25 protein-coding genes are annotated in these 25,403 nt (G+C 65.2%); 11 read left to right on the top strand and 14 right to left on the bottom strand.

Features of this window, described 5'->3' with window-relative positions:
• Positions 1-14 precede the first annotated feature (14 nt).
• The 6 genes from purF to alr all read right to left on the bottom strand — a co-directional run bounded on the left by purF (position 15) and on the right by alr (position 5,799).
• Positions 15-1,511: an amidophosphoribosyltransferase gene (gene purF / locus GGQ64_RS19660; RefSeq protein WP_183807021.1), complete on the bottom strand. Its 1,497-nt coding sequence runs from the start codon at positions 1,509-1,511 to the stop codon at positions 15-17.
• Between the two features lie 258 nt (positions 1,512-1,769).
• Positions 1,770-2,396 (bottom strand): CvpA family protein, encoded by a 627-nt coding sequence (locus GGQ64_RS19665; RefSeq protein ID WP_183807022.1) that lies wholly within the window; start codon positions 2,394-2,396, stop codon positions 1,770-1,772.
• Positions 2,397-2,588: 192 nt separating this feature from the next.
• On the bottom strand, positions 2,589-3,992 hold the full coding sequence (gene radA, locus GGQ64_RS19670) for a DNA repair protein RadA (protein WP_183807023.1): 1,404 nt from the start codon (positions 3,990-3,992) through the stop codon (positions 2,589-2,591).
• Positions 3,992-4,399: a type II toxin-antitoxin system RelE/ParE family toxin gene (locus GGQ64_RS19675; protein WP_183807024.1), complete on the bottom strand. Its 408-nt coding sequence runs from the start codon at positions 4,397-4,399 to the stop codon at positions 3,992-3,994. The genes radA and GGQ64_RS19675 overlap by 1 nt, the downstream gene beginning before the upstream one ends.
• The gene (locus GGQ64_RS19680) at positions 4,305-4,571 is read right to left on the bottom strand and encodes a type II toxin-antitoxin system ParD family antitoxin (protein ID WP_183807025.1); all 267 of its coding nucleotides are present in this window, start codon (positions 4,569-4,571) and stop codon (positions 4,305-4,307) included. The genes GGQ64_RS19675 and GGQ64_RS19680 overlap by 95 nt, the downstream gene beginning before the upstream one ends.
• 49 nt (positions 4,572-4,620) lie before the next feature.
• Positions 4,621-5,799: an alanine racemase gene (gene alr, locus GGQ64_RS19685; protein WP_183807026.1), complete on the bottom strand. Its 1,179-nt coding sequence runs from the start codon at positions 5,797-5,799 to the stop codon at positions 4,621-4,623.
• A 170-nt stretch (positions 5,800-5,969) separates the two neighbouring features.
• Between alr and GGQ64_RS19690 the strand changes: the two genes are divergently transcribed.
• From GGQ64_RS19690 to GGQ64_RS19705, 4 genes are all read left to right on the top strand, one after another.
• Positions 5,970-6,575, top strand: coding sequence for a hypothetical protein (locus GGQ64_RS19690; protein ID WP_183807027.1), 606 nt, complete (start codon positions 5,970-5,972; stop codon positions 6,573-6,575).
• Between the two features lie 73 nt (positions 6,576-6,648).
• On the top strand, positions 6,649-7,506 hold the full coding sequence (locus tag GGQ64_RS19695) for an AraC family transcriptional regulator (protein WP_183807028.1): 858 nt from the start codon (positions 6,649-6,651) through the stop codon (positions 7,504-7,506).
• Between the two features lie 124 nt (positions 7,507-7,630).
• A complete protein-coding gene (locus tag GGQ64_RS19700; RefSeq protein WP_425488529.1) occupies positions 7,631-8,284 on the top strand; it encodes an AzlC family ABC transporter permease in 654 nt (217 codons plus the stop codon).
• Positions 8,281-8,586 (top strand): AzlD family protein, encoded by a 306-nt coding sequence (locus tag GGQ64_RS19705; RefSeq protein WP_183807030.1) that lies wholly within the window; start codon positions 8,281-8,283, stop codon positions 8,584-8,586. Before GGQ64_RS19700 ends, GGQ64_RS19705 begins: the two co-directional genes overlap by 4 nt.
• A gap of 38 nt (positions 8,587-8,624) precedes the next feature.
• Here the strand turns inward: GGQ64_RS19705 and GGQ64_RS19710 are convergent, their stop codons facing one another.
• The 6 genes from GGQ64_RS19710 to rpsF all read right to left on the bottom strand — a co-directional run bounded on the left by GGQ64_RS19710 (position 8,625) and on the right by rpsF (position 14,430).
• Positions 8,625-10,127 carry a replicative DNA helicase gene (locus GGQ64_RS19710; protein WP_183807031.1) on the bottom strand — a complete coding sequence of 501 codons (1,503 nt, stop codon included), beginning with the start codon at positions 10,125-10,127 and terminating at the stop codon, positions 8,625-8,627.
• A 312-nt stretch (positions 10,128-10,439) separates the two neighbouring features.
• Entirely contained in the window at positions 10,440-11,726 is a 1,287-nt protein-coding gene (locus tag GGQ64_RS19715; RefSeq protein WP_183807032.1) for a cyclopropane fatty acid synthase, read from the bottom strand.
• Between the two features lie 174 nt (positions 11,727-11,900).
• Positions 11,901-12,479 carry a 50S ribosomal protein L9 gene (gene rplI, locus GGQ64_RS19720; protein WP_183807033.1) on the bottom strand — a complete coding sequence of 193 codons (579 nt, stop codon included), beginning with the start codon at positions 12,477-12,479 and terminating at the stop codon, positions 11,901-11,903.
• A gap of 22 nt (positions 12,480-12,501) precedes the next feature.
• Positions 12,502-13,479 (bottom strand): DUF2232 domain-containing protein, encoded by a 978-nt coding sequence (locus GGQ64_RS19725; RefSeq protein ID WP_183807034.1) that lies wholly within the window; start codon positions 13,477-13,479, stop codon positions 12,502-12,504.
• A gap of 222 nt (positions 13,480-13,701) precedes the next feature.
• On the bottom strand, positions 13,702-13,950 hold the full coding sequence (rpsR, locus tag GGQ64_RS19730) for a 30S ribosomal protein S18 (RefSeq protein WP_097139135.1): 249 nt from the start codon (positions 13,948-13,950) through the stop codon (positions 13,702-13,704).
• Positions 13,951-13,974: 24 nt separating this feature from the next.
• A complete protein-coding gene (gene rpsF, locus GGQ64_RS19735; RefSeq protein ID WP_183807035.1) occupies positions 13,975-14,430 on the bottom strand; it encodes a 30S ribosomal protein S6 in 456 nt (151 codons plus the stop codon).
• A 368-nt stretch (positions 14,431-14,798) separates the two neighbouring features.
• Between rpsF and GGQ64_RS19740 the strand changes: the two genes are divergently transcribed.
• Complete coding sequence (locus tag GGQ64_RS19740) at positions 14,799-15,134, top strand: hypothetical protein (protein WP_183807036.1); 336 nt, start codon at positions 14,799-14,801, stop codon at positions 15,132-15,134.
• Between the two features lie 335 nt (positions 15,135-15,469).
• Positions 15,470-17,161, top strand: a complete 1,692-nt coding sequence (locus GGQ64_RS19745) for a peroxidase family protein (protein ID WP_183807037.1) — start codon at positions 15,470-15,472, stop codon at positions 17,159-17,161.
• 49 nt (positions 17,162-17,210) lie between these two features.
• Here the strand turns inward: GGQ64_RS19745 and GGQ64_RS19750 are convergent, their stop codons facing one another.
• Positions 17,211-18,254, bottom strand: a complete 1,044-nt coding sequence (locus tag GGQ64_RS19750) for an aldo/keto reductase (RefSeq protein WP_183807038.1) — start codon at positions 18,252-18,254, stop codon at positions 17,211-17,213.
• Positions 18,255-18,517: 263 nt separating this feature from the next.
• Positions 18,518-19,909 carry a tetratricopeptide repeat protein gene (locus tag GGQ64_RS19755; protein WP_183807039.1) on the bottom strand — a complete coding sequence of 464 codons (1,392 nt, stop codon included), beginning with the start codon at positions 19,907-19,909 and terminating at the stop codon, positions 18,518-18,520.
• Between the two features lie 220 nt (positions 19,910-20,129).
• On the opposite strand from GGQ64_RS19755, the gene fabD reads away from it, so the two are divergent.
• From fabD to mltG, 5 genes are all read left to right on the top strand, one after another.
• Complete coding sequence (gene fabD / locus GGQ64_RS19760; RefSeq protein WP_183807040.1) at positions 20,130-21,074, top strand: ACP S-malonyltransferase; 945 nt, start codon at positions 20,130-20,132, stop codon at positions 21,072-21,074.
• 54 nt (positions 21,075-21,128) lie between these two features.
• On the top strand, positions 21,129-21,866 hold the full coding sequence (gene fabG, locus GGQ64_RS19765) for a 3-oxoacyl-[acyl-carrier-protein] reductase (protein WP_183807041.1): 738 nt from the start codon (positions 21,129-21,131) through the stop codon (positions 21,864-21,866).
• A 278-nt stretch (positions 21,867-22,144) separates the two neighbouring features.
• Entirely contained in the window at positions 22,145-22,381 is a 237-nt protein-coding gene (locus GGQ64_RS19770; RefSeq protein WP_097139127.1) for an acyl carrier protein, read from the top strand.
• A 106-nt stretch (positions 22,382-22,487) separates the two neighbouring features.
• Complete coding sequence (gene fabF / locus GGQ64_RS19775) at positions 22,488-23,747, top strand: beta-ketoacyl-ACP synthase II (protein ID WP_183807042.1); 1,260 nt, start codon at positions 22,488-22,490, stop codon at positions 23,745-23,747.
• Positions 23,748-24,064: 317 nt separating this feature from the next.
• Positions 24,065-25,249: an endolytic transglycosylase MltG gene (gene mltG, locus GGQ64_RS19780; RefSeq protein ID WP_183807043.1), complete on the top strand. Its 1,185-nt coding sequence runs from the start codon at positions 24,065-24,067 to the stop codon at positions 25,247-25,249.
• The last annotated feature ends 154 nt before the right edge of the window (positions 25,250-25,403 follow it).

Consider the following 25,403-nt stretch of genomic DNA (forward strand, 5'->3'; position numbering starts at 1 on the left):
CCGTCCCGACCGGTTCAGCCGTTGCTGGCGAGCACGGAAACCTTGCGACCCATCGTCTCGCCATCCTTGTCGAGCAGGCGGGTCGGGTAGTCGCCGGTGAAATAGTGATCGGTGAACTGCGGCCGGGCGTCGTTGCGGTCCTCGCCGCCGACGGCGCGGTAGAGGCCGTTGATCGACAGGAACTCCAGCGAATCGGCGCCGATGTATTCGGCCATCGCCTTGATATCGGTATACTGGTTGGCGAGCAGCTTGTCCTTGTCCGGCGTGTCGATGCCGTAGAAGTCCGGATAGAAGATCATCGGGCTGGCGACGCGGATGTGCACTTCCTTGGCACCCGCATCACGGATCATCTGCACGATCTTCAGCGACGTCGTGCCGCGCACGATCGAATCGTCGACGAGCACCACGCGCTTGCCCTCGATCATCGCCCGGTTGGCCGAATGCTTGAGCTTGACGCCGAAGGCGCGGATCTGCTGCGTCGGCTCGATGAAGGTGCGGCCGACATAGTGGTTGCGGATGATGCCGTATTCGAACGGGATGCCGCTTTCCTGCGCATATCCCAGAGCAGCCGGCGTACCGCCGTCGGGCACGGGAACGACGACGTCGGCCTCGACCGGGGCTTCCCTGGCGAGGTTGATGCCCATGTTCTTGCGGGCGACGTAGACGCTTCGGCCGCCGACCACCGAATCCGGCCGGGCGAAATAGACATATTCGAACAGGCAGAGGCGTTCCGGCTGGCCGTTGCCGGCCTTGCGGGCGTCGATCGAGATCGAGCCGTCGGGCTGGACCTCGCAGATGATGACCTCGCCGTTCTCCACGTCGCGGACGAACCGGGCGCCGATGATGTCGAGCGCGCAGGTTTCCGAGCAGAAGATCGGCTTGCCGTCGAGCTCGCCCATGACCAGCGGACGGATGCCGGTCGGGTCGCGCGCGGCGATCAGCTTGGTGCGGGTCATGGCCACCATCGAGTAGCCGCCCTCCATCTGGCGGATCGCGTCGATGAAGCGGTCGCCGGTCGAGGTATAGCGGGAGCGGGCGAACAGGTGCAGCACCACTTCCGTGTCCGAGGTGGACTGACAGATGGCGCCGCCGGCGATCAGCTGCCGGCGCAGGGTCAGGCCGTTGGTGAAGTTGCCGTTGTGGGCGATGGCAATGCCGCCGACCTCGAGTTCGGCAAACAGCGGCTGGACGTTGCGCAGCGCCACTTCGCCGGTCGTCGAATAGCGGACATGGCCGATGGACATGCTGCCGGGCAGCTTCGCCAGCGTGGCCGGATCGGTGTAGTGGTCGCCGACCAGGCCCATGCGGCGCTCCGAATGGAAGCGCAGCCCGTCGAAGGAGACGATGCCGGCCGCCTCCTGTCCGCGGTGCTGCAGGGCGTGCAGGCCGAGTGCGGTCAGCGTTGCCGCGTCCGGATGCCCGAGAATGCCGAAGACGCCGCATTCCTCATGCAGCGTATCGCCGTCCGCATCATGCTCGGAGCGGTGGTCGGAAACGGAAAGTTCGGTCATGTGCTGCAAGCCTTTGGTCGGGACGGTACGGGGTTGCGCGATGTTCGTGTCTCTGAAGGCAGGGAGCGGGCCCGCGGGCCGGAACTGCCATGGCGCGGTCCTCTCACTTGCGCGACCGCGACGCCTATATATGGAAGCCTGAACGACTTTACCACCGAAGTCCGAGGGCTTCAGTGGCAGCGAAAGTCACTCTACCAGATTTCCGTTGCGGCCGCCCTTTCGAATATTGCGGGGCAGCCCTGCATTGTCATCCGTGCATCATCCGTTCGTGGCCGGTGCGTCTTCCGCCGGCTCTTCGTCGGTCGCGGGCGCCTGGCCGGTGGTTCCGTCGGCGCCGTCTGCCGGGGTGTCGGTGCCTTCGGCAGGCGCGCTGCGGCCGAGCAGGCGGTCGCGGATCTCGGTGTCGGCGTTCTCCGGCAGCAGCGCGATCAGCCTGGTGCCGAGGTTGTCGAGCAGCGGCTTGGACTTGGCGCTGCCGACCCAGGACGGCTGCTGCTGCGGCGCCACCAGCCAGTTGAAGAACAGCATGGCGACGACGACGAGCAGGATGCCGCGGGCCGCGCCGAACAGGAAGCCGAGCGTGCGGTCGAGCGCGCCGATGCGGCTGTCGATGATGAAATCGGCGATCCGCATGGTGATGAAGGAAATGATGATCAGCGCCAGCAGGAACACGACCCCGGCCGAGCCGATGATCGCCACCGTGTCGCTCGTCGTGTATTCCTTGGCGTAGGGGACCAGCACGGGATAGAGGAAGTAGGCGGCCGCAGCGGCGCCGACCCAGCTTGCGACTGACAGGACCTCTCGCGAGAAGCCGCGCACCATCGCAAGCACCGCCGAGAACAGCGCGACGCCGAGGACGATGCCGTCGAGAAGAGTGATGGGCATGTTTGTCTTACTCCAGACCAGGAATGTCTTGCGACCCGGACGCGTTTTGTCGCGGCACTCTAGCCGATCGCGTTTGCGGCGTCTCAATTCGGTTCATCGGCAACGAACTGTTTCCACAAAGCTTTGCCAATTTCACGGCAGCCCGCCGGACCGGCGGCCTGTCGTATCGTCGTTCTCTCAATCCCCGTCCCCTCAGTCGCCGTCCTCGCCGCGCATCAGCGCGCCCTTCGAGCCGGCAATCCGGGCCACCAGGTCCGGCAGGCTGTCGATCTCCTGCCAGCGCCCGCCGTTGCCCTTGGGCAGTTCGGCCGAGCCCGTGGGCAGGACCGCTTGTGAAAAGCCCAGCTTTTCCGCCTCCTTGAGGCGCTGGCCGGTGTGCGAGACCGGCCGGACGGCACCCGAAAGGCTGACTTCGCCGAAATAGACGCAATCGGCGGGCAGGGCAAGGCCGGCCAGCGACGAAACGAGCGCGGCTGCGACGGCGAGATCGGCGGCGGGTTCGGAGATGCGTAAGCCCCCGGCGATGTTGAGATAGACGTCGTGCTGGCCGAGACGGACGCCGCAATGGGCCTCCAGCACAGCGAGGATCATCGACAGCCTGGCCGAATCCCAGCCGACGACGGCACGGCGCGGGGTGCCGAGCGAGGTCGACGCCACCAGCGCCTGCACCTCGACGAGCACCGGGCGCGTGCCCTCCATGCCGGCGAAGACGGCGGCGCCGGGGGACTTCTCGTTGCGCTCGCCGAGGAAGAGTTCGGACGGGTTGGCGACCTCGCGCAAGCCCTTGTCCGACATCTCGAACACGCCGATCTCGTCGGTCGGGCCGAAGCGGTTCTTGACGGTGCGCAGGATACGGTAGTGGTGGCCGCGATCGCCCTCGAAGTAGAGCACGGCATCGACCATGTGCTCGACGACGCGGGGGCCGGCGATCTGCCCGTCCTTGGTGACGTGGCCGACGAGCACGACGGCGGCGCCCGTCTGCTTGGCGAACCGGATCATCGCCTGCGCGCCGGTGCGAACCTGCGTCACCGTGCCGGGCGCGGATTCGACGATATCGCTCCACAGCGTCTGGATCGAATCGATGATCGCAAGGTCCGGGCGCTTGCCGTCCGCAAGCGTGGCGAGGATGTCTTCCACATTGGTCTCGGCGGCGAGCAGCACGTCGGTGTCGGCCGCCCCCAGTCGCTGGGCGCGAAGGCGAATCTGCGCCACGGCCTCTTCGCCGGAGACGTAGATGACGCGCTGTCCCTTGCGTGAAAGGGCGGCGGCAGCCTGCATCAGCACCGTCGACTTGCCGATCCCCGGATCGCCGCCGACGAGCACGGCCGAACCGCGCACGAAGCCGCCGCCGGTGACACGGTCCAATTCGCCGATCCCGGTCTCGATTCGCGGCGCCTCCTCGATCTCCCCGGAAAGTGCGGTCAGCGCGACGACGCGTCCCTTCTTCGGCGTCTTGCCCGGCCCGCCGCCGATGCCGCCCATCGGGTCTTCCTCGACGACCGTGTTCCACTCGCCGCAGGCGTCGCACTTGCCCACCCAGCGCGCATGGATGGTGCCGCAGCTCTGGCAGACGAATTGGGTCCGGGCCTTGGCCATCAGGTCTCGCTTTCGGTGAAGTCGTCAGGCGACAGGTCCTGTCGGCCGTGGAGGATGCGGATGATATGGAGACGGGAATCAGTCAGCCGGAAATATACCGCCCGGTCGCGATAGGCAAAAGAACGCAATCCCGCGCTGATCTCGTCCCGCTTGACCCCGGTAAGGCCGAGATCGGCAAGCTGGAGCAGCTTCGCATGGACGTCGAGAACGAAACGATCGGCGGCGAGCGGGTCCTGTTGCGCTATATAACGGTGGATGGCGCGCAGATCGGCCCGCGCCGTCGTGGTATAGGCGACGCGACGCCGCTTAATGTTAATGGTCGGACTCCGCCCGACGGACGATATCCTCCAGCAGACTCTCGGCCGTGTCGTATTCGTGGACGCGGCCCGCGCGGACGTCGGCGTCACCCTCGTCGATCAGCCGCCGCAGTTCGCTCAGTTGCAGTTCGTCGCGCTCGAGCAGGCGCAGGCCGGCCCGGACGACTTCGCTGGCATTGTTGTAGCGGCCAGAGCTGACCTGCTCGTCGATGAAGAGCTCGAAATGATCGCCGACCACGATGGATTTCTTTGCGTTTGACATGCCTACCTCCGCGATTTGCGGCGATCTTATCACGCAGGGAGAACAATTCCTACCGCGCCGCCTCGATGTAGTCCCGGCGGTAGCGTGGGCCGAGGCTGGTCAGAAGCACGTAGTCAATCGTGCCGCCGGCACGCGAGACGACGTCGATCGGCATGTGCGGGCCGAACAGTTCGATGAAGTCGCCGGCGTGGACTGTGCCCGAAGGCAGGTCGGTCACGTCGAAATGGGTCAGGTCCATGGTGACGCGGCCGATCAGCGGGACATGGTGGCCGTGCAGGTAGCCCCTGGCGCCGGAGACGACCGCCTGGCGCAGCGGCACGCCGGCGCTGGAGAGGCTGCGCAGGTAGCCGTCGGCATAGCCGATCGCAGCCACCGCGATCCGGCTGTCCCGGGAAAGCAGTGCCGAGGCGCCGTAGCCGACGCCTTCGCCGATCTTCGCCTCGCGCACCTGCAGGATCCGCGCCTCCGCCTTCACGACCGGCTTCATCGGGTTGGGCTCGCCGTTGACCGCAGCGCCGCCATAGACGGCAATGCCCGGGCGGGTCATGTCGAAGTGGAAATCCGCCCCGAGAAAGACGCCGGCGGAATTGGCAAGGCTCGCCTCGACCCCCTGGAAGGCATTCGCGGCGGCGCGAAAGCGGTCGAGCTGCATGCGGTTCATCGGATGCAGGGGCTCGTCGCCGCAGGCCAGATGGCTCATGATCAGCACCGGCGAGAAGCTCGCGGGGCGTGCCGGGTCGTCGGCAAGGGCGACGGCCTCGGCGACCGTGAGCCCGAGACGGTTCATGCCGGTATCGATCTGCAGGACGCAAGGGTGATCGCCATGTTCGGAAATCGCCGCCATGAAGACGGCAAGCTGTTCGCTGGACGCGATGACGGGCACGAGGTCAAAGGCGAAGAACAGCCGCTCCGAGCCGGCCCACATGCCGGAGAGGACGTAGATCCTGCCATCGGGAACCAGCGGCCGAAGGGCGGCGCCTTCCTGCGGGGTCGCCACGAAGAAGTCGCGCGCGCCGGCCTGGTAGAGAGTGCGCGCAGCCGGCTCCAGCCCGGTTCCGTAGGCATTCGCCTTGAGCACGGCCGCCGTGCGTGCCTTTCCCGATTTGCGGGCCATGAGGCGCCAGTTGTCGGCGAGCGCTCCGAGGTCGATGGTGACACGTGCCGGTTCTTCGCCGGGAAAATCGTCCGACGAGACTGACGCGGAGGAGGGAAAACCGTTGTTCGTCATATTTCTGGAATACAGTCTCCGGCTTCCGGCAGCAACAGGATTGCGTCTGTGCGAATTTCCGCTAGAGCTTTGCGCCGAAGGACAATTCTGAGGCGATATGGTCGGGTATGCCTCCGTTTTGCGTGTAGGCCAAGTCAGCGGTTGAGAAATCGAGAGGTTGAACAGCGAGCATGCCAAGACGTATCGCCACTGCCGCGTTGGCGCTCCTTCTCGCCACCGCGTCGTTCGTCGGGCCGCTCCGCGCGCAGGAAACGCCGGACCCGTCGCTGGAGCTGCGCGACGCCTATGCGACGCTGCTCGGCCTCGACCTTGACGGCGAACAGCCGGTCAGGGACGGCCGCACCGATATCTATCGCTCGAACCTGGACAACCCCGACGCTCCGCGTCTCGTGACCCGGCTGGAGGTGAGCGGCAACGAATGCCGCGTGCGCACCACATCGGCACTCCAGTCCCCTGGCGGCTGGGCGGTTCTTTCGCTGACGATGATGGACCTGAAGCGGATCGACGGCGCCGTCGCCTACGGATCGATCGACGACCTGATCGCCGGGAAGAACCCGCTGCGGCCCGGCGATCCGTCCGCGCGACAGCTCGTGCTGCGGGGCAACCACCTCCAATGCACGAGCAGACTCTCGCTCGCCGACGAGGCGGGCGCGCTCGTCAGCAGCTGTCACGACCGGCTCGACATCTCGATGATGGACGACGCCCAGGTGGCCCGCGTCCAGAAGGCGGTCGCCCTGATGACGCGGATGTGCGACATCGATGCCCTTCGGCCGTAGGGCGTTTCCAGGCGCCGGCACTGGGAGCACTTTCGTGCAAGACGGTGGGCCGCTTCGCGGTTAATCTATCGGCATGCATACGATTTCACAGGAACAGGCGCTGGAGGCGATGCCGCTGGAAGGGGGCGAGCGTTCGCGCTTCTGGCGCGATCCGCGCTTCAAGGGCATGGAGTGCCTGTCGGCGACCTTCGTCACCCACCAGTTCCCGCCGCACGCGCACGAGACCTTCAGCATCGGCGCCATCGAGGCCGGATCGCAGATCAGCAATATCCGCGGCGAGCGCTCGCAGGCCGGTTCCGGCTATTTCTACCTCATCAACCCCGACGAGATGCACGACGGCGCCCCGGGCGGCAGCGGCTATCGCTACCGGATGATCTATCCGGATGCGGCCCTGCTCGCCGGCATCATCGAGGACGTGACGGGAAGGCCGTTTTCGGGAACGCCGTCCTTCTCCCGGCACGTGTTGCACGATGCGGCCCTCGCGCCCGCCTTCCATCGTGCCCACCGGACGCTGGAGGAGAACGGCGGCACGCTGGAGGCCGAGGAGCGAATGTACGGCGTGCTTGCCACCATGTTCGAACGGCACGGCAGCACGATCATCGCACCCGTTGCGACGCGCGAGGCCACGGCCGTCCACCGGGCGCGGGACTATCTCGAGCAGAACTACGCTGCCGACATCGGGCTCGAGGAGTTGGCCGGCGTCGCCGGCCTCAGCCGCGCCCATCTGATCCGCGCCTTCCGCCGTGAGTTCTTCATCACGCCGCATGCCTATCTGACCGACAAGCGCGTGCGCGAGGCGAGATCGCTGCTGCGGCGCGGCTGTGCCCCGGCGGAGGTGGCCTATCGCTGCGGCTTTTCCGACCAGGCCCATTTCAGCCGCCATTTCAAGGCGCGAACGGGCGTGACACCGGGCGCCTTTCGCGCCGGCTGATCACTTTCCTTCAAGACCGGGTGGCTGCGCCCGCCTAGATGTGCCCCTCTGATGGCATCCGGAGTGGTACGTGGTGATGAGCGAAAAAGCATCTATCGAGGATTTCAAGGCGGGCACGATGACGATGGCGCCGCTGATCGTGGCGGTGATGCCGATCGGCCTGGTCTTCGGCGCGGTCGCGGCCGGCAAGGGGCTGTCTGCGGCCGAAGTGGCAGCCATGAGCGCGCTGGTCTTTGCCGGCGGCGCGCAATTCGTCGCGCTCGAGATCTGGAGCGAGCCGGCCTCCTGGGCGGCACTCGGCCTCTCGGCCTTTCTGGTCAACATCCGCCATGTGCTGATGGGAGCCTCGCTCGGCACGAAGATGGGTGCCTTTTCCGGCCCCTCCCGCCATGCTGCCATGCTGCTGCTGGCCGACGAGATCTGGGCCATGGCCGAGGCGCGGGCGGCGAGGAGGCCGCTCACGCCCGGCTGGTATGCCGGCGCCGCCGTCCCGTTCTACGCCGTCGGGGTCCTTGCGAGCCTCGGCGGCGCCCTGCTTGGCGCCTTCCTCGGCGATCCGCGCATGACCGGCCTCGACTTCGCCTTTCCCGCGGTCTTCATCGTGCTCGTCATGGGCTTCTGGAAGGGCAGGGAGACGGGCGCCGTCCTTGCCGCCAGCGCGGCTGCTGCCGTAATCACGCATGCCCTGCTGCCGGGCGTTCTCTACATAGCCGCCGGGGCAGCCGCCGGCGTCGCAGCCGCTCTCGTGGTCGGCCGCGCAGAGACGGTGCCGGCATGACGATGGATCCGGATACGCTGGCTGCGATCCTGGCGATGGCGCTCGCGACGGTGGCGACGCGCCTCGGCGGTCTGGTGCTGATCCGTTTCGTCAAGCTCGGCGGGCGGCAGCGCCGCGCGCTGGAAGCCATCCCGCCGGCGGTGCTGATGGCAGTGATCGCGCCCACCGCCTTCGTCACGGGGCCGGCCGAGACCGCAGCCGCTGCCGCAACGGCGCTTGCCGCCATGCGGCTGCCGTTGCTGGCGGCGGTGGCGGTCGGCGTCGCAACCGCGGCAGCTTTGCGCGCCGTCATCGGCGCCTGAGGTGCGATCTGCACTGTATCGGCCGCAAGGCCAGCCGATCAGTGTTCCTCGTATTGCGAGAAGGACGGGTCGGCGAGGTCGGTGAACCGGGTGAACTCGGACTGGAAGGCGAGCTTCACCGTACCGGTCGGCCCGTGACGCTGCTTGGCGATGATCACGTCGGCCGTACCCTTGACGCTCTCGAACTTCTGTTTCCACTCGTCGTACTTCGGGTCGAACTCGTCACGCGGCTCGCCGTTCTTGACGTAGTATTCCTCGCGGAACACGAACAGCACCACGTCGGCGTCCTGCTCGATCGAGCCCGATTCGCGAAGGTCGGAGAGTTGCGGGCGCTTGTCCTCGCGGCTTTCCACCTGACGGGAGAGCTGGGACAGCGCAACGATCGGCACGTTCAGTTCCTTGCCGAGCGCCTTCAGGCCGGTGGTGATCTGGGTGATTTCCTGCACGCGGTTTTCGTTCGACTTGCCCGAGCCGGTCATCAGCTGGATGTAGTCCACCACCAGGCAGTCGAGGCCCCGCTGGCGCTTCAGGCGCCGGGCGCGGGCGGAAAGCTGGGCGATCGAGATGCCGCCGGTCTGGTCGATGAAGAGCGGCACCTTCTGCATCATCTGCGAGCAGGCGACGAGCTTTTCGAAATCGGCATCGGAGATTTCGCCACGGCGGATCTTCGACGAGGACACTTCCGTCTGCTCGGAAATGATACGGGTGGCGAGCTGCTCGGACGACATTTCGAGCGAATAGAAGCCGACGACGCCGCCGTTCTTCGCTTTGTACGAACCGTCCGCCTGCACCTCCTGCTCGTACGCCGCGGCAATGTTGTAGGCGATGTTGGTGGCAAGCGACGTCTTGCCCATGCCGGGACGACCGGCGAGCACGATCAAGTCGGAGCGCTGCAGGCCGCCCATGCGGGCGTCAAGCGAGTGAATGCCGGTAGAGATGCCCGACAGCGATCCGTCGCGCTCGAAGGCAGCACCCGCCATGTCGATCGCCTGTGCGACCGCGTCGTTGAAGGACTGGAAGCCGCCGTCGTAGCGACCGGTTTCCGCGAGCTCGAAAAGGCGGCGCTCGGCGTCTTCGATCTGGCTCTGCGGGGGCATGTCCAGCGGCGCGTCATAGGCGATGTTGACCATGTCCTCGCCGATGGTGATCAGCGAACGGCGCAGCGCCAGATCGTAAATCGCGCGGCCGTAGTCCTCGGCGTTGATGATGGTCACGGCCTCGGCCGCAAGGCGGGCGAGATACTGCGGGATCGTCAGGTCGCCGACGCGGCCGTCTGCCGGAAGATGCGTTTTCAGCGTGATCGTCGTCGCGATCTTGCCCATGCGGATCGTGTCGCCGGCAAGCTCGAAGATCTTGCGATGAAGCGGCTCCTGGAAATGGATCGGCTTGAGGAAATCGGAGACGCGATAGTAGGCGTCGTTGTTGACCAGGATCGCGCCCAAGAGCGCCTGCTCGGCCTCGATGTTGCTCGGTGCTTCGCGGTGGTGCGCCCCGAGATCGTCGCGGCCCGGATTGGCAAGCTTTCGCACGGCGTCGTTCATCTGGCCCGAATCTCCCGAATCCCATTCTGCATTGAAGTGTCCTGCTTTCACTCCATGCCGCGCAAGGGTCAAGCTTACTCTTCGTGCCGCCGGCAATCGCGCCCGGTGCGTGGGAGATTGGACACGCTCTTCGACCTATCCACAGCCGCTGCCGTGCGCGAAGCCCACAGTGACGAAAAATCAGCCCGCCGCAGCGCCGATTTGCTCCGGCAGCCTTGACGGGCTTCGCAGGCGAATCGGTCGCTTCTTCAAAAGGGGAAGCAGTTCCGCGGAATAGAAAGGGGGCGACTTTCCCGCCGCCCCCGGATGCCCTCAGATGGAGGCTTCCTGCGGGAATTTCCGTGGGCCGCCGGCGCGCGCCTTGCCGTCTCCCTCCCTGGCCTTCAGGCAGCCTTCGCCGTGCTCGATGTAGTCGCGGGTGAGCGGCACGGCCTGCTGGTCGTGGGCAAGCTGCAACTGGAACACCACCAGGTTCTGCCAGCGGAATGCGCTCTCGGAGGCGGCGAGGTAGAATTCCCAGATCCGGCAGAAGCATTCGTCGTATAGCGCCTTGGCGTCGTCGCGGCGCGCCATGAAGCGCTGGCGCCAGTGCCGCAGCGTCTCGGCGTAGTGCACCCGCAGGATCTCGATGTCGGTGATCGCGAGCCCCGATTTCTCCACCGCCCGCATCACCTCCGACAGGGCCGGGATGTAGCCGCCGGGGAAGATGTATTTCTCGATGAACGGGTTGTTGGTCGTCGGCGCGTCGGTCCTGCCGATCGTATGCAGGAGCATGACGCCGTCCCGCTTCAGGAGCGAGCCCGCCTTGCGGAAGAAGGTCAGGTAGTTCGGCCGCCCGACATGCTCGAACATGCCCACCGAAACGATGCGGTCGTAGGTATCGGGCGCGTTGCGGTAGTCCTCCAGCAGGAAGCGCACCTCGTCGTCGAGGCCGACGGCCTTCGCGCGCTTGCGCGATACCGCGAACTGCTCGTCCGAGAGCGTGACGCCGGTGACGCGCGCGCCGAGATTGCGGGCGAGATAGAGCGCCATGCCGCCCCAGCCGCTGCCGATGTCGAGAACCGAAAGCCCCGGCCGCCCCATCGTCAGCTTCGAGGCGATGTGCCGCTTCTTGGCCAGTTGCGCATCGTCGAGGCTCTGTTCCGGCGTCTCGAAATAGGCGCAGGAATATTGCTTGTCCTCGTCCAGGAACAGGTCGTAGAGCGCACCCGTGAGGTCGTAGTGATGCTGGACGTTGTCACGCGAGCGCCGGATGCTGTTTTTCTCCCGCAGCCAGCGCAAGGGATAGCGCACCCGCTCCAAAAGCCGGTTCCAGCGGCTGTCGTAATACTTGAAGTCGGGGTTGCCGGTGAAGACCGTCTCCAGAAGGTCGTACATGTCGCCTTCGACGAGGTCGATATCGCCGGTGCCGTAGTAATGGCCCAGATAGTAGGCCGGGTCGAAGACGAGCCCCCTCAGGGCGCGCTTGCTGTTCAGCCGGACGTGGACCGGTTTGCCGGTGCGGTCGCCGACCTCCATCGTCGTGCCGTCGGGAAATGTCAGTTTCAGGTTGCCGCGTCGTACCAGGCGCGAAATGGTCGCCGAAAAGATCTTCTTCATCAGTGGACTCCATCGCAGGCTGCGGCGGAGCGGGTCTGGTCGGAATCCGGCCTGGGAGCGGCCCGACCGCCTTTCCAGTCTGATTACAATAACAAATAACAAAAAAACCCGGATTTCAACCCGGGTTTTTGTACGTTTGAGTTGTGGTCTTGCGTCGGAGTTCCGCCGCAGGCCTCAGGCCTGCTCTTCTTCCTCGCCGTCGGCTTCCGGATCGAAGAAGTCTTCCGGCTTCAGGGCATCCTCGTCGACGCCGTAGATGGCGTCTGCCGAGGTCAGGGTCTCGCCCTTGGACTGGCGCTCGGCTTCGTCGGCCGAACGCGCGACGTTGATCTGGACCGTGATCTCGACTTCGGCATGCAGGTGCAGGACGACCTTGTGCAGGCCGATCGCCTTGATCGGGGTGTTCAGCTCGACCTGGTTGCGGCCGACGTTGAAGCCTTCGGCAGCCAGCGCGTCGATGATGTCGCGAGCGGCGACCGAACCGTAGAGCTGGCCGGTTTCGCCGGCGGAGCGGACGATGACGAAGGCCTTGCCGTCGAGCTTGTCGGCAACCTGCTGGGCTTCAGACTTGCGCTCGAGATTGCGGACTTCCAGCGTCGCGCGCTCTGCTTCGAAGCGCTTCTTGTTGGCTTCGTTGGCGCGCAGCGCCTTGCCCAGCGGCAGCAGGTAGTTACGGGCAAAGCCGTCGCGGACCTTTACGGTTTCGCCCATCTGGCCGAGCTTGGCGATGCGTTCGAGGAGAATGACGTCCATGTTGAAGTTCCTTTCGTGACGTTCAGGTTTTGGTGGATTTCGTATCAGGCTTGGGGTCCGTCGGGCTCAGCGCGATGGTGCGCCGCGTATCCGTCAGACCGAGAACGAGGATGAGGAGGACCGGCAGCGCGAACAGCAGCACCGAGGCGTAGGCGAGCCAGAGGGCCGCCAGCCGCCAGGGCTTGCCGCGCGTGCGGTAGTGCAGGACGGCGAAGCCTGACAGCACGAAGCCGGCGCCGAACGTGCCGCAGATCAGCGCGCCGATGATCGCTGGCAGCCCGCCGAGGAAGCACAGGAGCAGGCCACCGAGGAAGACGAAGACGGCGTTGCGGTGCATGCGAACGGCCATCGGCATGTCCTCGCGCGGCCGCAGTCCCCTGCCGGACAGGCGCACGATGGCGGATGCGATGTAGAACGCTGCAAACAGCAGCAGCACCCACAGCGCTCCTTGGATGAGCGGCAGGCCAAGGCCGAAAAGGGCCTTCATCTGCGCAATCGTGGCGGCGTCGGGATTGTAGAGCGGTTCCTGTTCCTTGAGCGCCGCCAGCATCACGTCGACCATCTGGCTTGCGAGTTCGCCGCTGTAGCCGATGATCATCCCGACCGCGATCATGCCGAGCGTCACCATGATCGCCAGATGCGTCAGGATGTTCGACATCGGGTACCAGGCGAGCGCATCCTTCGGGCCGCCGATCTCGGAGGCCGGGCGGGCGAGGTTGGCGAGGTTGCTGAGCCAGCCGGCCGGGATCAGCGTGATGATGACGATCAGCAGCGCGAAATGCGAGGACGCCATGGCGGCGGCGACGCAGCCGCCGGCGATGACGGCGATCAGCGCGCTGGCATTGCCCCAGCCGAGCCCGGCAATGAGGATCGGCAGCGCCGAGCCTGCGAAGAAGAAGATCGAAAGAGTCGACTGGACGTTCGCACTCAGCGAAAGCAGAGTGGCGGTCACACCGGCGACGAGCCCGGTGGCGATCGAGGTCCAGTTCAGGTTCTTCACTTGCGCTGTCCTGTCTTTGAAGACAGTTAGAGGAGTTTCCTGCCAAATTGCTTCAGGAACGGTTCCCCAACATGGGATTTTGGCCGGGTGCGGCCTGTGGCAGCTCCCGCCGATGATTTCCGATCCGCGCCCAACGCGGAAGGGAAGAGGGAAGGCGGCATCCGCCTTCCCCTCATGTGCTCTGCATGCCGGCCGAGGGCCGGCACGCAGGGTCCGCCAGATTTAGGCTACGACGTAGGGCAGCAGGCCCAGGAAGCGGGCGCGCTTGATCGCCTTGGCGAGTTCGCGCTGCTTCTTCTGGGAAACGGCCGTGATGCGGGACGGAACGATCTTGCCGCGCTCGGAAATGTAGCGCGAGAGCAGACGCACGTCCTTGTAGTCGATCTTCGGTGCGTTGGCGCCGGAGAAGGGGCAGGTCTTGCGGCGGCGGTGGAACGGGCGGCGTGCCGGAGCGGAAGAAATATCAGCCATTGTCTTAGTCTCCTTCGGCTTCGGTTACGCGCGGTCTTCGCGGGGCGGACGGTCGCCGCGGGGCGGACGGTCGCCGAAGTCGCGGCGCGGGCCACGATCGCCGAAGTCGCGGCGCGGACCGCGGTCGTCGCCGTCACGGCGCGGGCGGTCGTCGCGGTCGCGCTTCTGCATCATCGCGGACGGGCCTTCTTCATGGGCTTCGACGGCGATGGTCATGTAGCGCAGGACGTCTTCGTTGATGCGCATCTGGCGTTCCATCTCCTGGATGGCGGCAGCCGGGGCATCGATGTCCATCAGCGCGTAATGCGCCTTGCGGTTCTTCTTGATGCGGTAGGTGAGGGACTTCAGGCCCCAGTTCTCGACCCGGCCGATCTTGCCGCCGTGTGCTTCGATCACGCCCTTGTACTGTTCGACGAGAGCGTCGACCTGCTGGGCGGACACGTCCTGGCGGGCCAGGAATACATGTTCGTAGAGAGCCATGTGGCTTTGCCTTTCTTGCGTTTGATCCACACCCGGAAACCGGCGCCAAGCCTCAACGACTGATCTTAGAGGCCAGAGGGCCGGGCAAGAAAAGCGTTTCATCTATACGGTCGAGAGCGGAGACACGGGAGGCCGGAACGCTTCCGTTCCTGTCGTTGCCCTTTCGGGAAACGGCCCTCCGTCCAGCCACCAGCCGAAGCGACCGGGTGTATTGAACAGCGCGCTTATACGGATTTTTCCGCAGAAGGCAAGGGGCCGGAGCCAGAGGTCAGATGGAGGGCGGTGACTGCATGCGGCCTATCGGCAGGGAACAAGATGCCGAAAGGTGCGTTGTTCTTCCCGACGCAACCAGATAGGAGCGAGGAAACATGCAAGATCCTGTTGAGACCCGTCCCATTCAAGAGACCCGTCCCATTCATGAAAACCGTCCGCCGGAAGACCGCACCACCGTGGTCAACACGGGTGGAAGCGGAGCCGGTGGCTGGGCCGTAGCGGCGATCGTCGCCGTGCTGGTCGCCGTCGGCGCCTTCTACTTCATGGGTAGCGGCACCGGCGACAGCGTGGATCCGAACGCCAACACCTCGTCGATCGGCACGCAGGAGCCGGCTCCGGCAACGCCGCCGGCAGCCGCCCCGACCGATGGCGCCGCTGACCCGGTTCAGCCGGAACCCGTCACCCCGACCGCCCCGGCGCCGGCCCAGTAAAGGGACCACGCCACGCGGCGGGAGCCTTTCCTGGCGCCCGCCGGTCGCGGACGAAGTTCAGCGTAAAAGCAGTCCGCACAGCGCAAAGCCCGCCCCTGTGGCGGGCTTTGTCGTATCCGCCTGTCGCTGCCCGCAGGGCAAATTCCAGACATCGATAGAATGGCGTCCCATCCGGTGTTCCAGAACCGGATCCCTGCCGTCTAACCCTCCTAAGCCTTTTGCCTGATGCGACGGTCGATTGCCAACCGGCCATCGCAAGCACATCATGGTTGTGTAAAGAAATAATACACCAATAAAGGGAGTTGCTATCCCGATCTCAGACCAGGGGGCTTCCAATGGACCATGGCAGCAAGAATTTTGAAGTCAGTGCACCCCGCTCGCGATCCTATCAGGGCGGTTTCGGCCGGCTCTTTCCGGATCTCGCCCCCTGGTACCCGGTCGGCGTGCCGGAGCACAAGCTCGAGGAGCATTTCCTGAAGTTCGCCTCCGAGAGCATGGTGGAGTTTCCCGGCCGGTCGATCTCCGATCTCCTGCAGGCTGCCGACCCGACCGTCGTCGAGCCCTTCGATTCGGACATCCCGTCGGGCTATGTCTATTTCGGCCAGTTCGTCGATCACGACATGACGCTGGACGTGACGCCGCTCAGTTCCGCCGAGGTCGATCCCAACCGGCTGCACAACTTCCGCACACCCCGCCTCGATCTGGACTGTCTTTACGGACAGGGACCGGCCGCCCAGCCGCATCTCTACGAGCACGACGCCAGAGGTGCGTTTACGGGAAAATTCCTCGTCGCCCCCTTCGATCCCGGCACGTTCGACGTGGCGCCGGATGGCTTTGCCAACGTCCCCGAAACCTTGCACGACCTTCCACGGAATTCGGAACACAGGGCGTTGATCGGTGACCCCCGCAACGACGAGAACGTCATCGTCGCCCAGATTCACCTGGCCTTCCTGCTGGCCCACAACCGGCTCTTCGACCGGGCCACGCGCGCCATGCCGGGCGCCACGGTCAACGAGCGTTTCGAGGCGGCGCGAAAGACGCTCCGCTGGCTCTACCAGTGGATCGTCTGGAACGACTTCGTCAGGCGCGTCACCGATCCTGTCGTCCACGCGACGGCGCTGGAAGAAAAGACCCAGCCCGATGGCCGGCTCCTCTGGGAGGTGGGATACAAGGACGACGTCTACGACTGGAAGCAGGACCCGTTCATGCCGGTCGAGTTCTCCGTCGCGGCCTATCGCTTCGGCCACTCGATGGTCCGCAACGCCTACCAGACCAACGTCAACAGGCCCGTGGCGGGCTTCGGCGTCTTCTTTCCGATCTTCGACGATCACGGCCGGTCGAGTCTCCGGGGCGGCGTCCCGTTCGATCTCGCCCGTGTGCTGCAGTGGGACTGGTTCCTGAAACTGAAGACCTCTCGGCCTCCATTCCCGCAGCGCGCCCGCAGGATCGATACGAAGCTCGCCAATGCGCTGCTGCACCTGCACGAGGACCCGGATGCCCCCGGCAACCCGAAGAAACTGCTGAACGTGCTGGCGGCGAGAAACCTGGTCCGCGGCGTGCGGATGAAGCTGCCGGCCGGCGACGACGTTGCCCGCCTGTTCGGCCTTCCCCCCGTAGCACTTGCGGAGGATGAGCCGAAGACGCTGTGGTACTACGTGCTGAAGGAAGCGGAGGCCCTGGGGGGCGGCAGGCTCGGTACGGTCGGCTCGATCATCGTCGCGGCCACCTTTGCCGGGATCCTGAAGGGCGATCCGCTGTCCTGGCTGAACCAGCAGCCGACATGGCGGCCGGATCGCGATCCCCTGCTGACGGGAAGGACTGAGGACGGCACGCCGATCGACTTCGGCGAGGATTCGGCAGAACCGACGATCGACGCCGACAACAAGGAGGAAGGCAACAACGAATGGGGCCTGCCTGCGATCATCAGGCTGTCGCGGCTTCCGATCGACGGCCCTCCCTTCGGCGACATCACCGTGGTTCCGGCGACGGAGGAGGGCGCTGCCGCGGCGGTGGCGGCCGCCGGCTAGCCCCATGGAGCCCGGGACGCATTCCGCCCGGGCCCCGGATGGGGCAGGCTCAGATCGGAGCCGGATATTGCCTGTGAATCCGGCCGATGCCGGCCAGCACGTCGTCGGACAGCGTAACGTTTGCCGCGGCGATGTCGGTCTTCAACTGCTCCATCGTGGTCGCGCCGATGATGACGGAGGCCATGAAGGGGCGGGTCAGGCAGAAGGCGAGCGCAAGCTGCGAGAGGTCCAGCCCGTGCTCGCGCGCCAGCGCCGCATAGGCCGCGACCGCCGGCTCCTGCAGCGGCTGGTAGCGGCCGCCGAGGTCGCCGTTGATGGTCAGCCGTGATCCGTCCGGACGCGCGCTGCCGAGATACTTGCCCGTCAGCAGGCCGGCGGCCAGCGGCGAATAGGCCAGCAACCCGACGTCTTCGTGGTGGGCAAGCTCGGCGAGGTCGAGGTCGAAGCTGCGGTAGAGCAGGTTGTACTCGTTCTGGATCGAGGCCATGCGCGGCAGGCCGAGCTTTTCGGAGAGCTTCAGGAACTGCATCGTTCCCCAGGCGGTCTCGTTGGAGAGCCCGACGGCGCGGATCTTGCCCGCCTTGTGCAGTTCGCCGAGCGTCTCCAGGATCTCCACCAGCTCCTCTGCCGCCCGGGCGCGGTCCTGCCGCGACGGGTCGTAGGTCCAGGAATTGCGGAAATGGTAGTGGCCGCGGTTCGGCCAGTGCAACTGGTAGAGGTCGAGATAGTCGGTGCGCAGCCGCTGCAGGCTGCCCTCGATCGCCTCGAGGATGCCGGCGCGCGTCGTTGGCCGGCCGCCGCGGATATAGGAGCGCCCGGGACCCGCGACCTTGGAGGCGAGCACCACCTTGTCGCGGTTTCCGCGCGCAGCAAGCCAGGACCCGATGAAGCGCTCCGTGTCGCCGAAGGTCTCCGGCGAAACCGGCGTGGTCGGATAGAGTTCGGCGGTGTCGATGAAGTTAACGCCGGTGTCGAGGGCATAGTCGAGCTGAAGATGCGCCTCGGCTTCGCTGTTCTGTGAGCCCCAGGTCATGGTGCCGAGGCAGATTTCGGAGACCTTGATGCCGGTCCTGCCGAGAAGATTATATTTCATGAGCGGAATTTCTGTGCGTGGGCCACGCGCCCTTGGGTGGCGCGGCGAATTGGAAGGAATGCGCGCCTGTGCCGCCGACGCGAAAAGCCGGCGGCACGGATCTGCGCCGCGGCAGAAGGTAGACGCTGGGCGGGCAAATTCAAGCCGGTGCCGAGACGATCGCTGATTGTGCCCAACCGCGCCTGACCGCGAGACCCATCGCGAGCCTATAGAATGCGGCGCTAGTTTTCGGACTGCGGCTTCTGAGGTTGCGGCTCTTGGAACTACAGATTTTGGGGCTTCGGCTTTATAAATTCCTGAAACGCCGGATCGTCCTTGAACACTTCGAGGTCGTTCTCGGTCGGGTTCGAGCCCTCTGCAGCCGGATTGAAGATCTTGCGCAAAGTGATCCGCGTACGGTTCTCGGGATCCGGCGCGAGTTCTGTGACACGCCGGACGGCCTCGAGCGCCGCGGTTCTGGCGACTTCGCTCTCCGGACCATCTTTCAGATTGGCGTATTTCTGCCCGTTCGCGGCTGCGATCCAAAGCTGGACCTGCGGATCCTCCATCGAGGCCGGAAAGTTCCGCTTCAGCTGCTCGGCTGCCGAAAGCGCCGTCGTATAGCCGGTGGGGGCGGGGACATAGAGAGCCGTCAGCAGGGTATCCTTGAGCACCGCGGCATTGTCTGAGAATTTTTCCGTGGCATCGTTGAGGACCTTGGCGGCCTGTTCGTTCTCGCCGCGCCTTTGCCTGACCGATGCCAGGGCAAGGTAGAGCTTGGGATTTTCGGCGTCGAGCGTGAGGGCGGCCTGAAATGCTCTCTCCGCTTCCGCAGCATTGCCGATCCGTTCCTGCGCCGCACCCCAGGCCGTCAGTTCGCCGACCGTCCGCAATTCGGTGAACGGAACCTTGGCGACCTGCCGGTCCAGGTCCGTCGGCTGGCCGGGATCCGGCGATTCGCGGGTAATTCTCACCTTGTCGAGGAGGGCATCCTTCTCGACGGTGTGGACGGTGTAGGCCAGTGCCTTGTGAGCCGGTGAAAGATTGCGCTCGAAGTGGTCCGCCGAGGCCAGGAGGATGGTCAGCCGGGTACGCGTCTCCAGGTAGAAGAAGAGGAAGCCTGCGACCAGGCCGCTCAACACGATGGCGGCGAACATCGCGCTGGCTCCGGCCGTGTTGTCCATCGCGTAGCTTGCGAAGTGTGATTGCGCGCCAACGAAGGCGTCATAGATGTTGTGCGCCTGGGTCAGGCCGAGGCCCACGATGATCTTGGTCAGCCAGTCGGATATGTCCTCCAGGTTGGTGTTGCCTGCAAACCGGGAGATCTGTCCCGTCTCGGCCGGAAGCCCGGCCAGCTTCTCGTTGACGGAAGGCGGGGAGGGGGAAACCGGCTCGACCTGCGGCGCCCGCTGCAGCAATCGGGGAATGCCGAACAGGAAGCCGAGAAAGCCTCCGACTGCTACGGCGGCCGTCAGTACCGCCAGATAGCTCCCCGCGCCGAGCAGGAGCCCGCGCGTTGCATCAAGGGCGGGCGCGAACTGACCGCCGAACTTTACTTGCTGGGCGGCGAGCGGGGCGATCAGGGCTACCGAGACCGAATAGAGAAAGATGACTGCGGCGCAAAACAGGAGAAAGCGGAACGTCAGCACCTCCACCTGGCGCAGATTGTCCTTCATGATGCCTTCGTGAGAGGTTCCTGCCGGTGCGGCCATGGAACCGGAAGGCGACGGTACTGCGGATCGCGGCGGAACAGGCATGTTGGCTCCCTCCATCTGCAATCTATAATTACAGAATGGTAATATACACGCAATAGGGGTGACTCTTGGCGCGTGCGCAAATCTTGACTCGATGCGGCATTCCGTGAATGGAGGGGAAAACAACGACGGGAGAAGCCCAATGACCATTGCTTTCACCTTCCCTGGCCAGGGCAGCCAGGCTGTCGGCATGGGCAAGGAACTGGCGGAGACCTATACGGAAGCAGCCGCCGTCTTCGCCGAGGTGGACGACGCCCTCGGGGAGAAGCTGTCTGCTACCATCTTCGAAGGGCCGGAGGCCGAACTCACGCTGACGGCAAACGCCCAGCCGGCGCTGATGGCCGTCTCGATGGCGATCGTCCGCGTGCTGGAGGCCCGCGGCCTGATCCTGCGCGACACGGTCTCCTACGTCGCCGGCCATTCGCTCGGCGAGTATTCCGCCCTCTGTGCCGCCGGCTCCTTCACCATTGCCGATACCGCTCGCCTGCTGCGCATCCGCGGCAACGCCATGCAGGCGGCCGTCCCGGTCGGCGAGGGCGCCATGGCCGCCATCATCGGCCTCGAGCATGACGAGGTGCAGGCGATCTGCGACGCCTCGCTGGTGCACGGCTCCTGCCAGATCGCCAACGACAATGGCGGCGGCCAGCTGGTGATTTCCGGCGCCAGGCCGGCCGTCGAGCTGGCGGCGCGCACCGCCACCGAGAAGGGCGCCAAGCGCGCGCTGATGCTGCCGGTCTCGGCGCCCTTCCATTCGGCCCTGATGGCGCCGGCTGCAGAAGCGATGCGCGAGGCCCTGGCGGCCGTGTCCATCCGCGAGCCGGTCGTGCCGGTCGTCGCCAACGTGTCCGTCCAGCCCGTCACCGATCCCCAGGAAATCGGCCGGCTGCTCGTCGAGCAGGTCACCGGCCAGGTGCGCTGGCGCGAGACGGTCGAATGGTTTGCCGGCAACGACGTGACCTCGCTTTACGAGATCGGCTCTGGCAAGGTGCTGACGGGGCTTGCGCGTCGCATCGACAAATCCGTCACCGGCTACGCCGTCAACACGGCGACCGACATCGAGAACCTGCTGCAGACGCTCTGCGGCTGACACCCCGGGACAGCGGGCCCACGGGTCCCGCGCCAAGGAAAACGGACGACAACCATGTTTGATCTTTCTGGCCGCAAGGCACTGGTAACCGGCGCATCCGGCGGTATCGGCGAGGAAATCGCCAGGTCGCTGCATGCGCAGGGCGCGATCGTCGGCCTGCACGGCACGCGCGTCGAGAAACTCGAGGCCCTGGCGAACGAGCTCGGCGAGCGGGTGCATGTCTTCCCCGCCAATCTCGCCGACCGCGCCGAGGTCAAGGCGCTGGGCGAGAAGGCGGAAGCCGAGCTCGGCGGCGTGGATATCCTCGTCAACAACGCCGGCATCACCAAGGACGGCCTGTTCGTGCGCATGAGCGACGAGGACTGGGACGCCGTGCTGGAGGTGAACCTCACCTCCGTCTTCCGCCTGACGCGGGAACTGACCCATCCGATGATGCGCCGCCGCTATGGCCGCATCATCAACATCACCTCCATCGTCGGCGTCACCGGCAATCCGGGCCAGGCGAACTATTGCGCCTCCAAGGCGGGCATGATCGGCTTTTCCAAGTCGCTCGCCCAGGAGATCGCCACCCGCAACGTCACCGTCAACTGCGTGGCGCCCGGTTTCATCGAGAGCGCCATGACCGGCAAGCTCAACGACAAGCAGAAGGAAGCGATCATGGGGGCCATCCCGATGAAGCGCATGGGCACCGGCGCGGAGGTCTCCTCGGCCGTCGTCTACCTCGCATCGTCGGAAGCAGCGTACATGACCGGCCAGACCCTGCACGTCAACGGCGGCATGGCGATGATCTGACGCGGTGGCGAAAAGACCGGGTTGTCGCGCGAAAATAGCATGTTGACCGCGCCTTGCCCGGCGATTTTCGGACTTTGCGGCAGACTTAAACCGTGTTAATCGGCCATGACTGTCAGCAGTCGACCGGACAATGCAGGCTTTGTGCGGCGCTCGTCAATGGCGCCCGGGCGCATCTACGGTTGAAAAGAATTGCCCGGTATGGCTCTTGCAGCCGGGCTTGGTTGAGTGCCCCGATGCCGTGAAGGCATCGATAAAAAACAAAGGTCGAGGAATCCGACATGAGCGATATCGCAGAACGCGTAAAGAAAATTGTGATCGATCATCTGGGCGTTGACGCCGATAAGGTCAGCGAAGGCGCAAGCTTCATCGATGACCTCGGCGCGGACTCGCTCGACACCGTCGAACTGGTCATGGCCTTTGAAGAGGAATTCGGCGTCGAAATCCCGGACGATGCCGCAGACTCGATCCTGACGGTCGGCGACGCCGTCAAGTTTATCGAGAAGGCCCAGGCCTGATTGCATTTTTCGACGGGCCCGAACAGGGCCCGTCGCGACCCCGCTTGCGGTATGCACCCGTGCGCGCCGCCTCGGTCCAGGAAATGACATAGGGTGGTCATAGACGATGAGACGTGTCGTTATCACAGGTACCGGCATGGTATCTCCCTTGGGCTGTGGTACCGAAATAACCTGGTCACGCCTTCTCGATGGCCAGAGCGGTGCGCGCCAGGTATCCGGTTTCGAATTCGAGGATCTTCCCGCCCGGATCGCGTGCTACATCCCGACCGGCGACGGAACCGGCGGCACCTACAACGCTGACCGATGGATGGAACCGAAGGAACAGCGCAAGGTCGATCCCTTCATCATCTATGCGATGGCTGCATCCGAGATGGCGCTCGATGATGCCGGATGGCATCCGAAGACCGACGAGGACCAGATCGCCACCGGCGTCATGATCGGCTCGGGCATCGGTGGCCTCGAAGGCATCGTCGAGGCAGGCCTCATCCTGCGCGACAAGGGCCCGCGCCGCGTCTCGCCCTTCTTCATTCCCGGCCGCCTGATCAACCTCGCCTCCGGCCAGGTCTCGATCCGCCACAAGCTGCGCGGCCCCAACCATTCCGTCGTCACCGCCTGCTCGACAGGCGCGCATGCCATCGGCGACGCCAGCCGGCTGATCGCGCTGGGCGATGCCGACGTGATGGTTGCCGGCGGCACCGAATCGCCGATCTCGCGCATGGCGCTTGCCGGCTTCGCCGCCTGCAAGGCGCTGTCGACCCGGTACAACGACGAGCCGACCAGGGCGTCGCGCCCCTATGACCGCGACCGCGACGGCTTCGTCATGGGCGAGGGCGCCGGCATCGTCGTCCTCGAGGAACTCGAACACGCCAAGGCCCGTGGCGCCAAGATCTATGCCGAGGTGGTCGGCTATGGCCTGTCGGGCGATGCCTATCACATCACCGCGCCTTCCGAAGACGGCGACGGGGCCTATCGCTGCATGCAGATGGCGCTGAAGCGCGCGGGCCTGTCGGCGGGCGACATCGACTACGTCAACGCCCACGGCACCTCCACCATGGCCGACACGATCGAACTCGGCGCAGTCGAGCGGGTGGTCGGCAACCATGCGGCCAATATCTCGATGTCGTCGACCAAGTCGGCGATCGGGCATCTTCTCGGTGCTGCCGGCGCCGTCGAGGCGATCTTCTGCGCACTCGCCATCCGCGACAACATCGCACCGCCGACGCTCAACCTCGACAATCCGGAGGTCGATACGGCCATCGACCTCGTGCCGCACAAGGCACGCAGTCGCGAGATCAACGTGGCGCTCTCCAATTCCTTCGGCTTCGGCGGCACCAATGCTTCGCTGGTCCTGCGCCGCTATGCCTGATCCGTCTCCACGTCGCGGCGAATAGGCCGCGGCGTTGGGCCGTTCGGTCATAGGATGCCGGGCGAATTCCGGTGCGGGCGATGCATTCGCCTCGCCGGCAGCACCACCACCGACGACTGCGGATCCCGCCTGCCGGGTGGGTTCCGTTCCTGTTTTTGCCGTATTGGTCTGCCCTATTGCATCACGCGTTCGTGTGGGGTCATCGGGACGCTGATAAAATAAAGATCTGCGCATGATTCTTCCCCGCCCGAATGTCGCGGGGTGCGCGCGGGCAGGGAGAAACGGACCAACATGGCCAGATCATTCGAGGAGTGTTCGTGAGCGACAACAACGATTCCAGCGACATGTCCTTCGGTCGCGGCGACAGTGCCAACAAGGGTCCGATCATCCCGAAGTCCGCGAACGAGGTGCTGCGTCCGGAGCAGGTCCCGCACCCGCCGCGCCGCTCGCGCAAGGCGCGCAGCCAGCTGATCATCTTCCTGAATTTCCTCATGACCGTCGTCGTGCTGGTCACGGTGGCGGCGGCCGGAATTTTCTACTACGCGCTCGACACCTACGAGAGGCCCGGTCCGCTGGAGACCAACACCAATTTCATCGTTCGCAGCGGCGCCGGCCTCAACGAGATCGCAGCCAGTCTCGAGCGCAACAATGTCATCTCCGACAGCCGCGTCTTCCGCGGCATGAGCCGCATCTATCTGCAGGACGAGGTGCTGAAGGCCGGCGAATACGAGATCCGCGCCAACGCCTCGATGCACGACGTCCTGGAACTGCTGAAGTCGGGCAAGTCCATCCTCTACAGCGTCTCGGTTCCCGAGGGCCTGACCGTCAAGCAGGTGTTCCAACGTCTTTCCGACGATCCGGTGCTGGAGGGAGACCTTCCCGCCGAGCTTCCGGCCGAGGGCTCGCTGATGCCCGATACCTACAAGTTCTCCCGCGGCACCAAGCGCGCCGACATCCTCCAGCAGATGCTGGGCGCCCAGAAGGCGCTGGTGACGCAGATCTGGGAGCGGCGCGACGACGGTCTGCCGATCGCAACCGAGGCCGAACTGATGACGCTCGCCTCGATCGTCGAGAAGGAGACGGGCAGGGCTGACGAGCGCCCGCGCGTCGCTTCGGTGTTCATCAACCGTCTCGAGAAGAACATGCGCCTGCAGTCCGACCCGACGATCATCTACGGGATCTTCGGCGGCGACGGAAAGCCGGCCGACCGGTCGATCCTGCAATCCGACATCGAAAAGCAGACGCCCTACAACACCTACGTCATCAGGGGCCTGCCGCCGACGCCGATCGCAAATCCGGGCCGCGCAGCACTCGAGGCGGTGGCCAACCCGTCAAGGACCAAGGACCTCTACTTCGTCGCCGACGGCACCGGCGGCCACGCCTTTGCCGAAACGCTCGACGACCACAACGCCAACGTCCGCCGGTGGCGCAAGCTGGAGGCCGAGAAGGCTGCCGAAGCAGCCAAGGAAGCGCCGGACGCCGGGCAGACGACCAATCAGTGACCGGATCGGGGGCGGCGCGTTCGCCCCCGTCCGCGTCATCCGCTGTGTGTTATCGACGCGACCCACGCTTTTCCTCCTGGAAAGAGCTATAAGAAAGGGAGCGCGCTGCGGCTGATTCCGCGAGGCGCCGCATCCAGCTCGAGCGGAGATCGCC

Origin of the sequence: Mycoplana azooxidifex (assembly GCF_014196765.1) — a bacterium.
In the GTDB taxonomy this organism is placed as follows: Bacteria; Pseudomonadota; Alphaproteobacteria; order Rhizobiales; family Rhizobiaceae; genus Mycoplana; species Mycoplana azooxidifex.

What these genes read in the sequence shown, in the direction of transcription:
- GGQ64_RS19665 (WP_183807022.1), bottom strand. Translation starts at nt 2,396, where the DNA reads ATGCCCATCACTCTTCTCGACGGCATCGTCCTCGGCGTCGCGCTGTTC.
- purF (WP_183807021.1), bottom strand. Translation starts at nt 1,511, where the DNA reads ATGACCGAACTTTCCGTTTCCGACCACCGCTCCGAGCATGATGCGGAC.
- rplI (WP_183807033.1), bottom strand. Translation starts at nt 12,479, where the DNA reads ATGGACGTCATTCTCCTCGAACGCATCGCCAAGCTCGGCCAGATGGGC.
- fabG (WP_183807041.1), top strand. Translation starts at nt 21,129, where the DNA reads ATGTTTGATCTTTCTGGCCGCAAGGCACTGGTAACCGGCGCATCCGGC.
- GGQ64_RS19695 (WP_183807028.1), top strand. Translation starts at nt 6,649, where the DNA reads ATGCATACGATTTCACAGGAACAGGCGCTGGAGGCGATGCCGCTGGAA.
- rpsR (WP_097139135.1), bottom strand. Translation starts at nt 13,950, where the DNA reads ATGGCTGATATTTCTTCCGCTCCGGCACGCCGCCCGTTCCACCGCCGC.
- GGQ64_RS19705 (WP_183807030.1), top strand. Translation starts at nt 8,281, where the DNA reads ATGACGATGGATCCGGATACGCTGGCTGCGATCCTGGCGATGGCGCTC.
- GGQ64_RS19710 (WP_183807031.1), bottom strand. Translation starts at nt 10,127, where the DNA reads ATGAACGACGCCGTGCGAAAGCTTGCCAATCCGGGCCGCGACGATCTC.
- GGQ64_RS19715 (WP_183807032.1), bottom strand. Translation starts at nt 11,726, where the DNA reads ATGAAGAAGATCTTTTCGGCGACCATTTCGCGCCTGGTACGACGCGGC.
- fabF (WP_183807042.1), top strand. Translation starts at nt 22,488, where the DNA reads ATGAGACGTGTCGTTATCACAGGTACCGGCATGGTATCTCCCTTGGGC.
- GGQ64_RS19700 (WP_425488529.1), top strand. Translation starts at nt 7,631, where the DNA reads ATGGCGCCGCTGATCGTGGCGGTGATGCCGATCGGCCTGGTCTTCGGC.
- GGQ64_RS19680 (WP_183807025.1), bottom strand. Translation starts at nt 4,571, where the DNA reads ATGTCAAACGCAAAGAAATCCATCGTGGTCGGCGATCATTTCGAGCTC.
- GGQ64_RS19745 (WP_183807037.1), top strand. Translation starts at nt 15,470, where the DNA reads ATGGACCATGGCAGCAAGAATTTTGAAGTCAGTGCACCCCGCTCGCGA.
- fabD (WP_183807040.1), top strand. Translation starts at nt 20,130, where the DNA reads ATGACCATTGCTTTCACCTTCCCTGGCCAGGGCAGCCAGGCTGTCGGC.
- GGQ64_RS19755 (WP_183807039.1), bottom strand. Translation starts at nt 19,909, where the DNA reads ATGAAGGACAATCTGCGCCAGGTGGAGGTGCTGACGTTCCGCTTTCTC.
- radA (WP_183807023.1), bottom strand. Translation starts at nt 3,992, where the DNA reads ATGGCCAAGGCCCGGACCCAATTCGTCTGCCAGAGCTGCGGCACCATC.
- rpsF (WP_183807035.1), bottom strand. Translation starts at nt 14,430, where the DNA reads ATGGCTCTCTACGAACATGTATTCCTGGCCCGCCAGGACGTGTCCGCC.
- GGQ64_RS19690 (WP_183807027.1), top strand. Translation starts at nt 5,970, where the DNA reads ATGCCAAGACGTATCGCCACTGCCGCGTTGGCGCTCCTTCTCGCCACC.
- GGQ64_RS19750 (WP_183807038.1), bottom strand. Translation starts at nt 18,254, where the DNA reads ATGAAATATAATCTTCTCGGCAGGACCGGCATCAAGGTCTCCGAAATC.
- alr (WP_183807026.1), bottom strand. Translation starts at nt 5,799, where the DNA reads ATGACGAACAACGGTTTTCCCTCCTCCGCGTCAGTCTCGTCGGACGAT.
- GGQ64_RS19770 (WP_097139127.1), top strand. Translation starts at nt 22,145, where the DNA reads ATGAGCGATATCGCAGAACGCGTAAAGAAAATTGTGATCGATCATCTG.
- GGQ64_RS19740 (WP_183807036.1), top strand. Translation starts at nt 14,799, where the DNA reads ATGCAAGATCCTGTTGAGACCCGTCCCATTCAAGAGACCCGTCCCATT.